Source organism: Roseovarius sp. MBR-154 (assembly GCF_053628595.1).
On the sequence record NZ_JBRJGR010000005.1, the window covers coordinates 210,353 to 224,721 of the forward strand.

16 protein-coding genes are annotated in these 14,369 nt (G+C 64.6%); 14 read left to right on the forward strand and 2 right to left on the reverse strand.

Going from position 1 to position 14,369, the window contains the following annotated elements; translation table 11 throughout:
• The first annotated feature begins 18 nt into the window (after positions 1-18).
• From soxX to ACSSV4_RS09235, 11 genes are all read left to right on the forward strand, one after another.
• Positions 19-489 (forward strand): sulfur oxidation c-type cytochrome SoxX, encoded by a 471-nt coding sequence (soxX, locus tag ACSSV4_RS09185; protein WP_454274843.1) that lies wholly within the window; start codon positions 19-21, stop codon positions 487-489.
• A 44-nt stretch (positions 490-533) separates the two neighbouring features.
• Positions 534-950, forward strand: coding sequence for a thiosulfate oxidation carrier protein SoxY (gene soxY / locus ACSSV4_RS09190; RefSeq protein ID WP_454274844.1), 417 nt, complete (start codon positions 534-536; stop codon positions 948-950).
• 23 nt (positions 951-973) lie between these two features.
• Positions 974-1,303, forward strand: coding sequence for a thiosulfate oxidation carrier complex protein SoxZ (soxZ, locus tag ACSSV4_RS09195; RefSeq protein ID WP_454274845.1), 330 nt, complete (start codon positions 974-976; stop codon positions 1,301-1,303).
• A 30-nt stretch (positions 1,304-1,333) separates the two neighbouring features.
• A complete protein-coding gene (soxA, locus tag ACSSV4_RS09200) occupies positions 1,334-2,191 on the forward strand; it encodes a sulfur oxidation c-type cytochrome SoxA (protein ID WP_454274846.1) in 858 nt (285 codons plus the stop codon).
• Between the two features lie 98 nt (positions 2,192-2,289).
• The gene (gene soxB, locus ACSSV4_RS09205; RefSeq protein ID WP_454274847.1) at positions 2,290-3,987 is read left to right on the forward strand and encodes a thiosulfohydrolase SoxB; all 1,698 of its coding nucleotides are present in this window, start codon (positions 2,290-2,292) and stop codon (positions 3,985-3,987) included.
• 26 nt (positions 3,988-4,013) lie between these two features.
• On the forward strand, positions 4,014-5,297 hold the full coding sequence (soxC, locus tag ACSSV4_RS09210) for a sulfite dehydrogenase (RefSeq protein WP_454274848.1): 1,284 nt from the start codon (positions 4,014-4,016) through the stop codon (positions 5,295-5,297).
• Positions 5,281-6,336 (forward strand): c-type cytochrome, encoded by a 1,056-nt coding sequence (locus ACSSV4_RS09215; RefSeq protein WP_454274849.1) that lies wholly within the window; start codon positions 5,281-5,283, stop codon positions 6,334-6,336. Before soxC ends, ACSSV4_RS09215 begins: the two co-directional genes overlap by 17 nt.
• Positions 6,337-6,340: 4 nt before the next feature.
• The gene (locus ACSSV4_RS09220; protein WP_454274850.1) at positions 6,341-7,042 is read left to right on the forward strand and encodes a c-type cytochrome; all 702 of its coding nucleotides are present in this window, start codon (positions 6,341-6,343) and stop codon (positions 7,040-7,042) included.
• A gap of 28 nt (positions 7,043-7,070) precedes the next feature.
• A complete protein-coding gene (locus ACSSV4_RS09225) occupies positions 7,071-8,339 on the forward strand; it encodes an FCSD flavin-binding domain-containing protein (RefSeq protein WP_454274851.1) in 1,269 nt (422 codons plus the stop codon).
• Between the two features lie 39 nt (positions 8,340-8,378).
• Positions 8,379-8,807: a DUF302 domain-containing protein gene (locus ACSSV4_RS09230; RefSeq protein WP_454274852.1), complete on the forward strand. Its 429-nt coding sequence runs from the start codon at positions 8,379-8,381 to the stop codon at positions 8,805-8,807.
• A 101-nt stretch (positions 8,808-8,908) separates the two neighbouring features.
• Entirely contained in the window at positions 8,909-9,973 is a 1,065-nt protein-coding gene (locus tag ACSSV4_RS09235) for a YeeE/YedE family protein (RefSeq protein ID WP_454274853.1), read from the forward strand.
• On the opposite strand, the gene ACSSV4_RS09240 is transcribed toward ACSSV4_RS09235, so the two are convergent.
• Both ACSSV4_RS09240 and ACSSV4_RS09245 read right to left on the reverse strand, forming a co-directional pair.
• Positions 9,970-11,436, reverse strand: coding sequence for a cobyric acid synthase (locus ACSSV4_RS09240; RefSeq protein WP_454274854.1), 1,467 nt, complete (start codon positions 11,434-11,436; stop codon positions 9,970-9,972). The genes ACSSV4_RS09235 and ACSSV4_RS09240 overlap by 4 nt on opposite strands.
• A gap of 109 nt (positions 11,437-11,545) precedes the next feature.
• Positions 11,546-11,866 (reverse strand): DUF6280 family protein, encoded by a 321-nt coding sequence (locus ACSSV4_RS09245; protein WP_037248548.1) that lies wholly within the window; start codon positions 11,864-11,866, stop codon positions 11,546-11,548.
• A gap of 215 nt (positions 11,867-12,081) precedes the next feature.
• Between ACSSV4_RS09245 and efp the strand changes: the two genes are divergently transcribed.
• The 3 genes from efp to ACSSV4_RS09260 all read left to right on the forward strand — a co-directional run bounded on the left by efp (position 12,082) and on the right by ACSSV4_RS09260 (position 14,344).
• Positions 12,082-12,645 (forward strand): elongation factor P, encoded by a 564-nt coding sequence (gene efp, locus ACSSV4_RS09250; RefSeq protein ID WP_454274855.1) that lies wholly within the window; start codon positions 12,082-12,084, stop codon positions 12,643-12,645.
• Between the two features lie 110 nt (positions 12,646-12,755).
• The gene (locus tag ACSSV4_RS09255) at positions 12,756-13,676 is read left to right on the forward strand and encodes an aldo/keto reductase (protein ID WP_454274856.1); all 921 of its coding nucleotides are present in this window, start codon (positions 12,756-12,758) and stop codon (positions 13,674-13,676) included.
• Complete coding sequence (locus tag ACSSV4_RS09260) at positions 13,676-14,344, forward strand: DUF6064 family protein (protein ID WP_454274857.1); 669 nt, start codon at positions 13,676-13,678, stop codon at positions 14,342-14,344. The genes ACSSV4_RS09255 and ACSSV4_RS09260 overlap by 1 nt, the downstream gene beginning before the upstream one ends.
• Positions 14,345-14,369 lie beyond the last annotated feature (25 nt).

The window sequence follows — 14,369 nt, forward strand, 5'->3', positions numbered from 1 at the left end:
ATGTGTTAGGGAGGACGCATGAAACGAACACTTCTCACGATCGCGCTGGTCGGTGCCGCGACAGGCGCCGCCGCCGCGGACATCGCCCCCGGCGAGGTGCCCTTCGAGGATGGCGCGGTGACCGTGTCGCTGACCGGCGTGCCCGGTGATGCGGCCCGAGGCCGCGAGGTGGTAGGCAACAAGTCGCTCGGCAATTGCGTGGCCTGCCATGCCAATTCCGACATGAGCGACATTCCGTTTCACGGCGAGATCGGCCCGATGCTCGACGGTGTCGGCGAGCGCTGGAGCGAGGCGGAGTTGCGCGGAATCGTGGCCAATGCCAAGATGATGTTCCCGGGCTCGATGATGCCGTCATTTTACAGGGTGGATGGGTTCACCCGACCCGGCAACGCCTATACCGGCGAGGCGGCTGATGACAGCTTTGGCCCGCTTCTCACCGCACAGCAGATCGAGGACGTGGTGGCCTATCTCGCCACCCTCAAATACTGACCACCGCCCCTGCACAGGGCGGCTTTGACCAGGAGTTCAGCACAATGACAATGACGAGACGTAGCGTGATGGTGATGGGCGCGGGCGCGTTGGTGGCCTTTGGCCTGCCGATGCGGGCAAGTGCCGCCGCCGAGGACCGGATCGCCGAATTCAACGGCGGGGCCGAGATGGGCGGCGAGGGGCTGACCCTGACCGCACCCGAGATCGCCGAGAACGGCAATACCGTGCCGATCGAGGTCGACGCACCCGGCGCCGAGGCGATCCTCGTGCTGGCCATGGGCAACCCGACGCCCGGCGTGGCCGAGTTCAAGTTTGGTGCGCTGGCCGGTTCGCAGAGCGCCTCGACCCGTATCCGCCTTGCAGGCACGCAGGACGTGGTGGCGATCGCCAGGATGAAGGACGGCTCTTTCGTCAAGGCGTCGAGCAACGTCAAGGTCACCATCGGCGGCTGCGGCGGCTAAGGCATTTCAAGGAGATTACGACAATGGCAGACAATGTAAGACCCCGCGTCAAGGCCCCGCGCAAGGCAAGCGCCGGCGAGACGGTCACGATCAAGACCCTGATCAGCCACCCGATGGAATCCGGTCAGCGCAAGGACGCCGATGGCAACATCATCCCGCGGTCGATCATCAACCGCTTCACCTGTGAATTCAACGGCGAGATGGTTGTGGACGTGACCATGGAGCCCGCGATCTCGACCAACCCCTATTTCGAGTTCGAAGCCGTGGTGCCCGAGGCCGGTGACTTCAAGTTCACCTGGTACGACGACGATGGCTCTGTCTACGAAGACACCAATAGCGTCGCGCTGGCCTGATAGGGGCATCATCGTCAGGGAGGGACGAAAATGAAAAGAACAGCACTGATCACGGTGCTTTTCGGGGCGAGTGCGATCACGGCGGGGGCGGCCCTTGCCGAGCCCGTCGAGGATAATCTGACCGTCAATGGCGACATCGAGATGACCACCTGGACCGAGGCCCCGGCGTCGGTCGAGGGGGCGTTGCCCGAGGTGATCTCTGGCTGGCATTTCCGCGGCATCGAAACCCGCGCCATGCAGGCCGACGATTTCGACAATCCCGGCATGATCTTTGTCGAGGATGCGATGGCGTCCTGGGACACGGCCGAGGGCGAGGCGGGCAAGTCCTGCGCAAGCTGCCACGGCGATGTCGAGGAGAGCATGAAGGGCGTGCGCGCGGTCTATCCGAAATGGAACGAGGACGCGGGCGAGGTGCGCACCTTGGAAATGCAGGTCAACGCCTGCCGCACCGAGAACATGAAGGCCGAGCCGCTGAAATATACCGGCACCGAGATGACCAGCATGCTGGCTCTGATCTCGTCCGTGTCGCGTGGCATGCCGGTGAACGTGGCGACCGTTGGCCCGGTGGCCGAGACCTGGGAGGCGGGCAAGGAACTCTACTACACCCGCACCGGTCAGTTGGAGCTGAGCTGCGCCAATTGTCACGAGGACAATTACGGCCGCATGATCCGCGCCGACCACCTGAGCCAGGGCCAGATCAACGGCTTTCCGGTCTACCGGCTGAAGAACACCAAGCTGAACGCGGTGCATGCCCGCTTCGAGGGCTGCGTGCGCGACACCCGCGCCGAGACATTCAGCCCCGGCAGCCCCGAATTCGTGGCGCTTGAGCTTTATGTCGCAAGCCGCGGCAACGGCCTGTCGGTCGAAGGGCCGTCGGTCCGCAACTGAGTGAAAACCCCCGCTTGGCCATGGCCGGGCGGGGTTTTTCTTGACTAAAAACATTCAAAATTCCGCATGTGATCCCTGCGGTAGTGGAAAGGTCAGACATGATCTCGCGTCGCGATTTTCTTCAAACGAGCATGGCCGCCTCGGCTATCCTTGGGGCCTCGTCCTTCGGCAACTGGGCGAAACTCGCCGCGCAACAGGCGCTGACGCAGGATCAGCTCTTGCAGTTCGACACGTTCGGCAATGTGAGCCTGATCCACATCACCGACATTCACGCGCAGCTCAAACCGATCTATTTCCGAGAGCCGTCGATCAATATCGGCGTGGGTGACAACAAGGGGGCTGTCCCGCATGTCACCGGCGCGGATTTCCGCAAGCTTTACGGCATCGACGATGGCAGCCCGTCGCATTACGCGCTGTCCTCGGGCGATTTCAGCGCGCTGGCGCAGGCCTATGGCAAGGTCGGCGGGCTGGACCGGATGGCGACCGTGATCAATGCGATCCGCGCCGACCGCCCCGATGCGATCCTGCTCGATGGTGGCGACACCTGGCATGGCTCTTACACCTGCTACAAGACCGAAGGTCAGGACATGGTGAATGTTCTGAACGCGATGAAGCCCGACGCGATGACCTTTCACTGGGAGTTCACGCTCGGCTCTGAACGGGTGCGGGAAATCGTCGAGGGCCTGCCCTTTGCCGCCCTCGGCCAGAACATTTTCGACGCCGAATGGGACGAGCCCGCAGAGCTGTTCCCCCCCTACGCCTTCTTCGAGCGCGGCGGGGCCAAGATCGCCGTGATCGGTCAGGCCTTCCCCTATATGCCGATTGCCAATCCCGGCTGGATGTTCCCCGAATACTCCTTTGGTATCCGTGACGAGAACATGCAGGCGATGGTCGACGAGGTGCGGGGCCAAGGGGCCGACCTTGTGGTCGTGCTGAGCCATAACGGCTTTGACGTGGACAAGAAGATGGCGGGCATCGTCAGCGGCATCGACGTGATCCTGTCGGGCCATACCCATGACGCGCTGCCCGAGCCGGTGTTGGTGGGCGAGACCATAATTGTCGCCTCCGGCTCCAACGGCAAATTCGTCAGCCGCGTCGATCTGGATGTGCGCGATGGCCGTTTGATGGGCTTCCGTCACAAGCTGATCCCGATTTTCTCGGACGTGATCGAGCCGGACAGGCAAGTGGCCGCGCTCATTGATGAGCAACGTGCGCCGTTCAAATCCGAGTTGGAGGAGGTGATCGGCCAGACCGAAAGCCTGCTCTACCGGCGCGGCAATTTCAACGGCTCGTGGGATGACCTGATCTGTGACGCGCTGATCGAGGAGCGCGAGGCCGATATCGCCATGTCGCCCGGCGTGCGGTGGGGTCCGTCCCTCATCCCCGGGCAGGACATCACCCGCGAGGATATCTTCAACGTGACCTCGATGACCTATGGCAAGGCGTATCGGTCCGAGATGACCGGCGAGTTCATCAAGGTGATCCTCGAGGACGTGGCCGACAACATCTTCAACCCCGACCCCTATTACCAGCAGGGCGGCGACATGGTGCGGATCGGTGGCATGGGCTACCGGATCGACATCAACCAGCCGCAGGGCAGCCGGATCAGCGACATGACGCTGCTCAGGACCGGCGAGGCGCTTGATCCGTCAAAGAATTACGTGGTCGCCGGTTGGGCCAGTGTCAACGAGGACACCGAGGGCCCGCAGATCTGGGACGTGGTCGAGAGCCATATCGCCAAGCAGGGCACCGTGCGTGTCGCACCCAATGACAGCGTCAAGGTGATTGGCGCATGAGATCCAGTCGAAAGGAGGCATTCGAGATGTCTGAGCTTTTCAAGGGCAACCCCACCTCGCGCCGCGCCTTCCTGCGCGGCAGCGTGGCCGCTGCAGCCGGGGCCGTCACGGCGGGCGCGGCACAGGCGGGCACGCCCGACCCGCTGATCACGGATGTGCAGCCCTGGGCCACGGGCCTTGGCGACGGGGTCGATGCCTCACCCTACGGCCTGCCCATCGAATACGAGGCGGACGTGGTTCGGCGCAATGTCGAATGGCTGACCGCCGATACGATTTCCTCGATCAACTTCACCCCCATTCACGCGCTTGACGGCACGATCACGCCGCAGGGCTGCGCCTTCGAGCGGCACCATTCCGGCGCGATTGACCTCAAGAAGGAAGATTACCGCCTGATGATCAACGGGCTGGTGGACCGGCCGCTGATGTTTACCTATGCCGATCTCGAACGCTTTCCGCGTGAGAACCACGTGTATTTCTGCGAATGCGCCGCCAACACCGGCATGGAATGGGCGGGGGCGCAGCTCAACGGTGCGCAGTTCACCCATGGCATGATCCACAACATGGAATATACCGGCGTGCCGCTGCGCACCCTGCTGGAAGAGGCCGGGCTCGACGTGGCGGGTGATCTCAAGGACAAGTGGGTCTATGTCGAGGGGGCGGACGCGTCCTCGAACGGCCGCTCGATCCCGATGGGCAAGGCGCTGGGTGATTGTCTGGTGGCATTCAAGGCCAATGGCGAAGCGCTGCGCAAGGAACACGGATACCCAGTGCGTCTTGTCGTGCCGGGCTGGGAAGGCAACATGTGGGTCAAGTGGCTGCGCCGTATCGAGGTGACCGACGGCCCGGTCGAAAGCCGCGAGGAGACCAGCAAATACACCGATACGCTGGCCGATGGCACCAGTCGTAAATGGACCTGGGTGATGGATGCCAAATCGGTCATCACCTCGCCCAGCCCGCAAGCGCCCATCACTCACGGAAAAGGGCCGCTTGTGATCACCGGCCTCGCCTGGTCGGGTCACGGCGCGATCACCCGCGTCGATGTCTCCAAGGATGGCGGCAAGACCTGGGAAACCGCGCGTCTGGCCAAGCCAGGCGAGGCCAAGACGCTCACCCGGTTCTATCTCGACACGGACTGGGACGGCGAAGAGATGCTGCTGCAAAGCCGTGCGATGGATGACACCGGCTATATCCAGCCCACCAAGGCGCAGCTGCGCGAGGTGCGCGGCGAGAACTCGATCTATCACAACAACTGTATTCAGACATGGTGGGTGCGGCCCAACGGGGAGGCAGAGAATGTCGAAGTTTCTTAAATTCACGCTGGTCGCGGGCATCACTGTCAGCGCCACCGCCACCGCCGTCTGGCCGGGCGAATACGGGCTGGGGCGCGAGGCGCTACCCGAAGAGATCGCCGCCTGGGATGTCAAGATCATGCCCGACGGGCGCGGCCTGCCGGAGGGGTCGGGCGATGTCTGGACCGGCGAGGAGGTCTTTATCGCGAACTGTGCGTCCTGCCACGGCGATTTCGCCGAAGGGGTCGGCAACTGGCCCAAGCTGGCGGGCGGCGAGGGCACGCTGGCCAACAAGGACCCGCTCAAGACCGTGGGCTCCTACTGGCCCTATCTGTCGACAGTGTGGGATTACGTGAACCGCTCGATGCCGTTCGGCAATGCGCAATCGCTCAGCCCCGACGAGGTTTACGCGATCACCGCCTATATCCTCTATTCCAACTTCCTGGTGGAGGACGATTTCACCCTCTCGAACGAGAATTTCGCAGAGGTAGAGATGCCCAACGCGGGCGGCTTCATCGTCGATAACCGGGCCGAGACGGAATACGCGATCTGGCATGGCGAGCCTTGCATGGAGAACTGCAAGGAGAGTGTCGAGATCACCATGCGCGCCGCCGTGCTCGACGTGACCCCCGATGAGGTAGGTGGCGCGAACGAAGAGGCTGCCGCCCCTGCCGCCGAGGCAGAGCCGGTCGATGTGGCCGCGACCGAGACCGCATCGGAACCCGCCGCCGGTCCTGACCCGGACCTTGTCGCCGCCGGGGAAAAGGTGTTCCGTCAATGCAAGGCTTGCCATCAGGTGGGCGAGGGTGCCAAGAATCGCGTGGGGCCGCAACTCAACGGTGTGATGGGCCGCCCCGCCGGTGCCGTGGACGGGTTCAAGTATTCCCCGGCGCTTGACGGCATGGCCGCTGACGGGCTGGTCTGGGATGAGGACAACCTTGCCGCGTTTCTGGCAGATCCGCGCGGCTTCATGAAGGGAACGCGCATGGCCTTTGCCGGGCTCAGATCAGACGAGGATATCGCGGCGATCACCGCCTATCTCTCGACCTTCGGAAACTAGCCTGATGCGCCCGCTCCTGCCCGCGCTGACGTTTGCCGCGCTTTTGGCGGCGGGCGGCGCGCGGGCAGAGCTTATCGGCGATGCCGAGGCGGGCGCGCAGGCCTTCAACGCCTGCAAGGGCTGTCATCAGGTGGGTCCGGGGGCCGAGGACAGGATCGGCCCCCATCTCAACGGTATCTTCGGACGGCGCGCGGCGGCTCATGAGGGCTTTGCCTATTCCGCCTCGATGGAGGGGGCGGGCGTCGACGGGCTGACCTGGACGCTGGAGACGCTCGATGCCTATGTCGAGAACCCGCGCGCGCTCGTCTCCAAGACCCGAATGAGTTACCCTGGCATGAAGAACGAACAGGCGCGGGCTGACCTTTTGGCCTATCTGCGCACCTTCTCCGACAATCCCGCCAACATCCCCGGGGCCGAGCCCACGGCCATCGGCACCGATCATTCGGTCGCCCCGGAGATCCTCGCCATTCAGGGCGACCCGGAATATGGCGAATACCTCAGCAGCGAATGTGTAAGCTGTCATCAGGCCGATGGCTCGGCCCTCGGCATCCCCTCGATCACCCGCTGGCCGGAGGAGGATTTCGTCGTGGCCATGCATGCCTACAAGGACAAACTGCGTCCCCATCCGGTGATGCAGATGATGGCCGGGCGTCTGTCGAACGAGGAGATCGCAGCGCTGGCGGCCTATTTCAAGGACCTCGACTAAACGCGGTCCGATTAAGGGAGGAGACACCATGACTTTCGACCGGCGCAAATTCATTGCCGCGGGAACGACTGCGGCGGCCACGCTCTCGGCGCCTGTGGTCCTGGCGCAAGGTTCGGGCAAGCCGCGCGTTGTCGTGATCGGCGGCGGCTCGGGCGGGGCGACCGCGGCGCGATATCTCGCCAAGGACAGCACGGGTGCCATCGACGTCACGCTGGTCGAGCCGTCGCGCAGCTATTTCACCTGCTATTTCTCCAATCTCTATATCGGCGGGTTCACCGATCTGGAGGATATCAGCCACACCTACGGCACGCTGGCCGCGAAATACGGAATCAACGTGGTGCATGACTGGGCCGTGGACGTGGACCGCTCGGCCAAGACCGTCAGCCTCGCCGGCGGCGCGGTGCTGCCCTATGACAGGTTGATCCTCAGCCCCGGCATCGATTTCGTCGAGGATGCCGTGCCGGGCTGGTCCGTGGCCGCGCAGAACCGCATGCCGCACGCCTACAAGGCCGGATCGCAGAGCGAGCTTCTCAAGGCGCAGATCATGGCCATGCCGGAGGGCGGGCGCTTTGCCCTGGTGGCGCCGCCCGACCCCTATCGCTGTCCGCCGGGCCCCTATGAGCGGGTCTCGATGGTGGCGCATGTGCTCAAGCAGGTGAACCCGACCGCCAAGATCCTCATCGTCGATCCCAAGGAGAAATTCTCCAAGCAGGCCCTCTTCGAGGAGGGCTGGCAACGCCATTACACCGGCATGATCGAGCGCATCGGCCCCGATTTCGGCGGCAAGAACGTGAGCGTGGACCCCGAGGCGATGACCATCGACATCGACGGCATGGTGGAAAAGGTCGATGTCTGCAACGTCATCCCGGCACAGAAGGCGGGCCGCATCGCCGACATGGCGGGGGTGACGGAGGGCAATTGGGCCCCGGTCAATGCCGCCGACATGTCGTCGAAGACGGACCCGGACGTGCATGTCCTGGGCGATGCCGCCGCGCAGGGCGACATGCCCAAATCCGGCTTTGCCGCCAATTCCCAGGCCAAGGTCTGCGCCATGGCGGTGCGCGGCGCGCTGACCGGGTCGACGGTGTTCCCGGCGAAGTTCACCAATACCTGCTGGTCGCTCATCGCCGCTGATGATGGCGTCAAGGTCGGCGCGACCTATGAGGCCACCGAGGAAAAGATTGCCAAGGTCGACGGCTTCATCTCGCAGACCGGCGAGGATGCGGCGACCCGCAAGGCCACCTACGAGGAATCGGTCGGTTGGTATGCGGGCATCACCACGGACATGTTCGATTGATCGGCGCGCGAACGCCTGTCTGATTAAGGAGTATATGGAATGAACAAGACAAATCTGGCCGGGATTCTCGGCCTCATGGCGCTGCCGGTGGCGGCGCAGGAGGCGGTGACCTACCCGTTCGACGGCACCTTCGGTGATGCGACATTCGCGGTCGAAAGCGCCATCCTCGACCGCGGGCTGGTGATCGACCTCACCAGCCATGTGGGCGAGATGCTCAACCGCACCGGCGCGGATGTGGGCAGCGACGTCAAGATATTCGAGGCGGCGGATATCTTCCTCTTTTGCTCCGCCACGCTGTCGCGCGAGGTGATGGAGGCCGATCCGATGAATATCGCGCATTGTCCCTATGGCGTCTTTGTCGCCGAGCGCGAGGGCGAGGTGATGGTGGGCTATCGCACCTACCCGGAGGGCGAGATGCAGAAGGTGCAGGCGCTGCTCGACGAGATCGTAAAGGACGCGCTGGAGTAACGCGCGGCGACCGGGCCGCACGGACGGCCCGGTTGACCAACCTCAAGGCAGGCGGGCCGCCCGTCGGGTAGGCCCCCGAGAAACCATGTGAAAGTCCCGCGATGCTGGAAGCACTCATTGATACCTATGGGGATGGGGCCGTTCTCGCGATGGCCGGGGCGCTTGTTGGCGTGATCTTCGGGACGGCGGCGCAGCATTCGCGGTTCTGCCTGCGGGCGGCGACCATCGAGGTGGCCGAGCGTGGGCTGGGGCCGCGCCTGTCGATCTGGCTCATCGCGTTTTCCGCCGGGGTTCTGTCGGTGCAGGGGGCCATTGCGGCCGGGTTGCTCGATGTGAGCGAGGCGCGTCCGCTGGCGGCGACCGGCAGCCTGTCAGGTGCGATCATCGGCGGGCTGATGTTTGGTGCGGGCATGATCCTTGCGCGCGGCTGTGCGAGCCGCCTTCTGGTGCTGTCGGCCACTGGCAACCTGCGCGCGCTCATCACCGGGCTGGTGCTGACCGTGGTGGCGCAATCGGCGCTGCGCGGCGTGCTCTCGCCCGCGCGCGAGGGGCTGGCAACGCTCTGGCTGGTGCCTGGTGGCGAGGCGCGCAGCATCCTGTCGCAGCTTGGCATGAGCCCTTTGGTCGCAGCGGGCTGCGCCGCGCTGGTGCTGATCGCCGGGTTCATGCTGGCGATGGCGCGTCATGTGCGGCTGAGCCATGCGATTGCCGGAATGGGGGTCGGGCTTGCCGTGGGGCTTGGCTGGCTGGTGACGTTCATGATCGCGCAGGCCTCCTTCGGGGTGATCCCGATTTCCTCGGTCACCTTTACCGGCCCGTCGACCGACACGCTGATGGGGCTGGTCAACAGCACCTCGCTGCCGCTGAGTTTTGGCGTGGGTCTGGTTCCGGGGGTGTTCGTGGGGGCGGCGGCGATGGCGCTGGTCAACCGCGAGTGGAAGATCGAACGCTTCGGCCCCGACACGCCGATGGAGCGTTACCTCCTGGGCGCGGCGCTGATGGGCTTCGGCTCGATGCTGGCCGGGGGCTGCGCCGTGGGCGCGGGCATGTCGGGCGGTGCGATCTTTGCACTGACCGCATGGGTCGCCGTCACCGCGATGTGGATCGGCGCGATGGCGACGCATCTGTTGCTGAACCCGACGGTGATGCGGCCCGCGCTCGGCTAGGCGGTGGAGGGCTCGTCTCCCGGCGCGCTCAGCCGCCAGATCAGATCGAGATCCATATGCGTCTCCAGATGCCCGGCGAGCGCGTCGAGCGTCTGCTCGACCGTGGCGTCATAGGCCAGATCCGAGACCGCGCCCAACCCGGCCAGATACGCGGCGCGGAAGGTGTCATTGCCGAACAGCCCGTGCAGATAGGTGCCCCGGATGCGCCGGTTTTCTGACGTGGCCCCCTCCGGCCGCCCGTCCACCCGGAGCCAGGCGCGCGCGCAATCCGGCCCGGTGGTGGCGCCAAGGTGGATTTCATAGCCCGAGAGCGGCGCGCCGCTTGCGATATCCTGCGCATTGCGGAGCGCGAGGCGCTTTTGCGGCTGCATGACGGTGTGAACATTGAGCAGGCCAAGACCCTCGACCGTGCCGGGCGCGCCCTCGATCCCGTTCGGGTCGGCGATGCTGCGACCCAGCATCTGGTAGCCGCCGCAGATCCCCAGCACGTGCCCCCTGCGTCGGACATGGCCGGCCAGGTCGATATCCCAGCCATTCGCACGGAACGCCGCCAGATCGGCGATGGTCGATTTGCTGCCCGCGATCAGGATCAGGTCGGCATCGCCGGGCAGGGCGGTGCCCGCCTCGACAATCTGCACCGTGACGCCCGGCTCATTGGCCAGTGGGGTGAGGTCGTCGAAGTTGGCGATCCGCCCCAGATGCGGCACCGCGATCTTGCAGGCCCCACCCTTGGAGGAGGTCAGTTCCAGAACATCCTCGGGGGGCAGGCGCCAGGCGTCGTGGAACCACGGCACCACCCCGAGCGAGGGCCAGCCGGTGCGGCTGACGATCTCTTGCAGTCCGTCATCGAAGAGGCTGACATCGCCGCGAAATTTGTTGATGGCAAAGCCCTTGATGCGCGCCGCGTCCTGCGGCGCAAGCACCGCCTGCGTGCCGACGATCTGCGCAATGACGCCGCCCCGGTCGATATCGCCCAGCAGGATCACCGGTACGCCTGCGGCCTCGGCAAAGCCCATATTGGCGATATCGCCCTTGCGCAGGTTGATCTCTGCCGGGCTTCCTGCGCCCTCGACCAGCACCAGATCGGCGGTGGCGCTCAGGCGGGTGAAGCTTTCCATCACCGGGGCCAGAAGGCGCGGCTTTTCGCCGGTATAGTCGCGCGCCGCGAGGGTGCCCACGCGCCGCCCCTGCACGATCACTTGCGCGCCGGTCTCGCTCTCGGGTTTCAGGAGCACGGGGTTCATGTCGCGATGCGGCGCGCGGCCGGCCGCCATCGCCTGCAAGGCCTGCGCGCGACCGATTTCGCCGCCATCCTCGGTGACGGCGGCGTTGTTGGACATGTTCTGCGCCTTGAACGGGGCCACGTTCAGCCCGCGCCGGGTAAAGGCGCGCGCCAGCCCCGCCACCAGCATGGACTTGCCGACATTGGACCCGGCGCCCTGTATCATGATCGCGCGTGTCATGGCCTGCCCTTGCTGCGGTCTGCCCGGGTCGTGATATCGACGCCGCGCGCCAAAGCAAAGGCCCCGCCGCATGCGGCAGGGCCCTTGATCCTTGCGGGTCCGTGAGGTGTCAGGCGGCTTCGGCCTGTGCGGCGGCGTTGCGCCGCTCGCTCTCCTCGCGCGACAGCGCGACGGAGGTGCGAACGCCCTTGGACACGAAGTCCATCAGGCCGGAGACCACGCGCTCGTTCGGGTCGATGCCCGCGCAGCTGAGAACCTCGCGGCCATCGCGGGAGCGCGCCCAACGAGCGATCTGCTCGGGGCCGTTGCCATACTTCTTGTCGTCGGAGATGGCATCATCCAACGCAGCCAGTACAACGGCTGCGAAAAGTTTGCGTGCACGGTTGCCCTGTTCGGCATTGAAAGCCGTGCCGTCAACGAAATCCTTCATCATTCGTCCTGTTCTTATTGCTCTTGCGTTTTGGGCGTGCTGGTGGGTATGACGAAGTTTGAGCGATTCGGATAGAGCGGAAACGCATAACAAGCTTGCAAAATTTGCATAGCTTCCGTCGCCATCGCACGAGATCTGGTTGTCTTGTCACCCGTCATCACCCGATATATAGGTGCTGCCGAGCTCTCATCAACCTTTTGTCATGGTTTGAACACATGCCCAAGATCAACGGAAACGAGATACGCCCCGGTAACGTGCTGGAGCATAATGGCGGCCTGTGGGCCGCAGTCAAGGTCGATCACGTCAAGCCCGGCAAGGGTGGGGCCTTTGCCCAGGTCGAGATGCGCAACCTGCGCAACGGATCGAAACTCAATGAACGGTTCCGCAGCGCCGACAAGGTCGAGCGCGTGCGACTGGAGCAGAAAGACCAGCAGTTCCTCTATCAGGAGGGCGAAAACCTCGTGTTCATGGATACCGAGACCTATGAGCAGATCGAACTGCCCGCCGATATTCTTGGTGACCGCCGCCCGTTCCTGCAGGATGGCATGACGATCACCGTGGAATTCCACGACAGCGAGGCGCTGAACGCGACCCTGCCGCAGAAGGTGGTCTGCAAGATTGTCGAGACCGAGCCGGTGGTGAAGGGGCAGACCGCCGCCAACAGCTTCAAGCCGGCGATTCTCGACAATGGCGTCAAGGTCATGGTGCCGCCCTTTGTGGGGCAGGACGAGGATATCGTCGTGAACACCGAAACCATGGAATATTCCGAACGCGCCTGACGGTCGCGTGCGCTCCCGTGATCCCGTGGCCTGCGTGACCCTGCGGGGTGGCAAGCGATCGGCTTTGCGTTACCTTGCCCGGGAACGCGAACGGCATCGGGAGATATGTCATGACTCTGTCGAGACGGGATCTGCTGGGCGGTATGTCGGCGGCCATGGCGGGCCTTGTCATGGGGCCTGCCGCCGGGGCCGAGACTGCGTCGCCCGGGGAGTGGCGAACGATCCCCTCGACTGGCGCGCGGCTGCCTGTGATCGGCTTGGGCAGTTGGATCACCTTCAATGTCGGAGAGGATCCGGCCCTGCGCGCGCAATGTGCCGATGTGATCAAAGCCTTCGCCGACGAGGGCGGCGGCATGATCGACTGTTCGCCGATGTATGGCTCATCGCAGGATACCATCGGCCACGGTCTGGCACGGCTCCCCGACCGTTCGTCCATATTCTCGGCGGAAAAGGTCTGGACATCGGCCCCCGAAGAGGGACCGACGCAGATCGCGCAGGCGGCGGGCAACTGGGGCCTGTCGGAGTTCGATCTCATGCAGGTGCATAACCTGCGGGCCTGGCAGGCGCATCTCGAGCATCTCTTCGCGATGAAGGACGAAGGGCGGCTTGGTCATGTCGGCATCACCACCTCGCATGGTCGTCGGCATGATCTCATGGAGCGGATCATGCGCGAGCAGCCGCTCGACTTCGTGCAACTGACCTACAATGTGCTCGACCGCGAGGCCGAGGCGCGGTTGCTGCCTCTGGCGGCAGAGCGCGGGATTGCCGTGATCGTGAACCGGCCCTATCGACGCGGGGCGTTGGTGGATCGGTTCAAGGGCCAGCCGCTGCCCGGGTGGGCCGCCGAGATCGGCGCGCAAAGCTGGGCTCAGGTGCTGTTGAAATTCGTGATCTCGCACCCGGCGGTGACCGTTGCCATTCCCGCCACCCGGCAGGTCGCGCATCTGCGCGAGAACAAGGCGGTGGCGCGGGGCCCGGTGCCCGATGCGGCCCTGCGGCGGCGCATGGCGGCTGACCTCTCGAACCTCTGATGGAGACATGGCTGAGCTACGCGCCGGGCGATTTCCTGATGTTCGGGCCGGAGGTCTACTGGCGGCTGTTCGAATTGCAGAACCGCGCGCTCTGGCCCGCTCCAGTGATCGCGGCGCTGCTCGGTCTTCTGGCTCTGCCAGTTCTGATCAGCGGGCGGCCACTGCACATCCGGGCCGTTCTGATCCTATCTGCGTTGGCCTGTGTAGGAGCGGCGCAATTCCTAGCCGCTCGCTATGCGCCAATCAACTGGCCGGTTGTCCATGCTGCCTGGGGGTTCGGTGTGCAGGCTGTCCTGCTGGCCGCGATCGCCGTCTTTGGTCGCTGGACGTGGTCGGTGCGGCGTGGCGCGGGGGCCGTCCTTGGCTGGGGTCTGCTTGTTCATGCCACGATCCTGCACCCTCTGATAGGTCTCGTTTTCGGGCGCCCCCTGGTGCAGGCCGAGATCGTCGGGATTTCTCCCGATCCGACAGCGATTGCCTGTCTCGGCCTTCTGACGCTGGTTTGGCCGGGGCGTGCGAGCCTTGTCGTCGGGCTCGTCCCGGTCTTGTGGTGTGCGTTCAGCGCGGCGACGCTTCTTGCTTTGGGCGAGCCACAGGGCTGGGTCATCATCGGGGCCCTTTCTCTCTGGGCGCTCGGCCAATGCCCTCTGCCGCCCGCGCGCGGCTGATGCCGTGACCGGCCCGGTTGTTCCG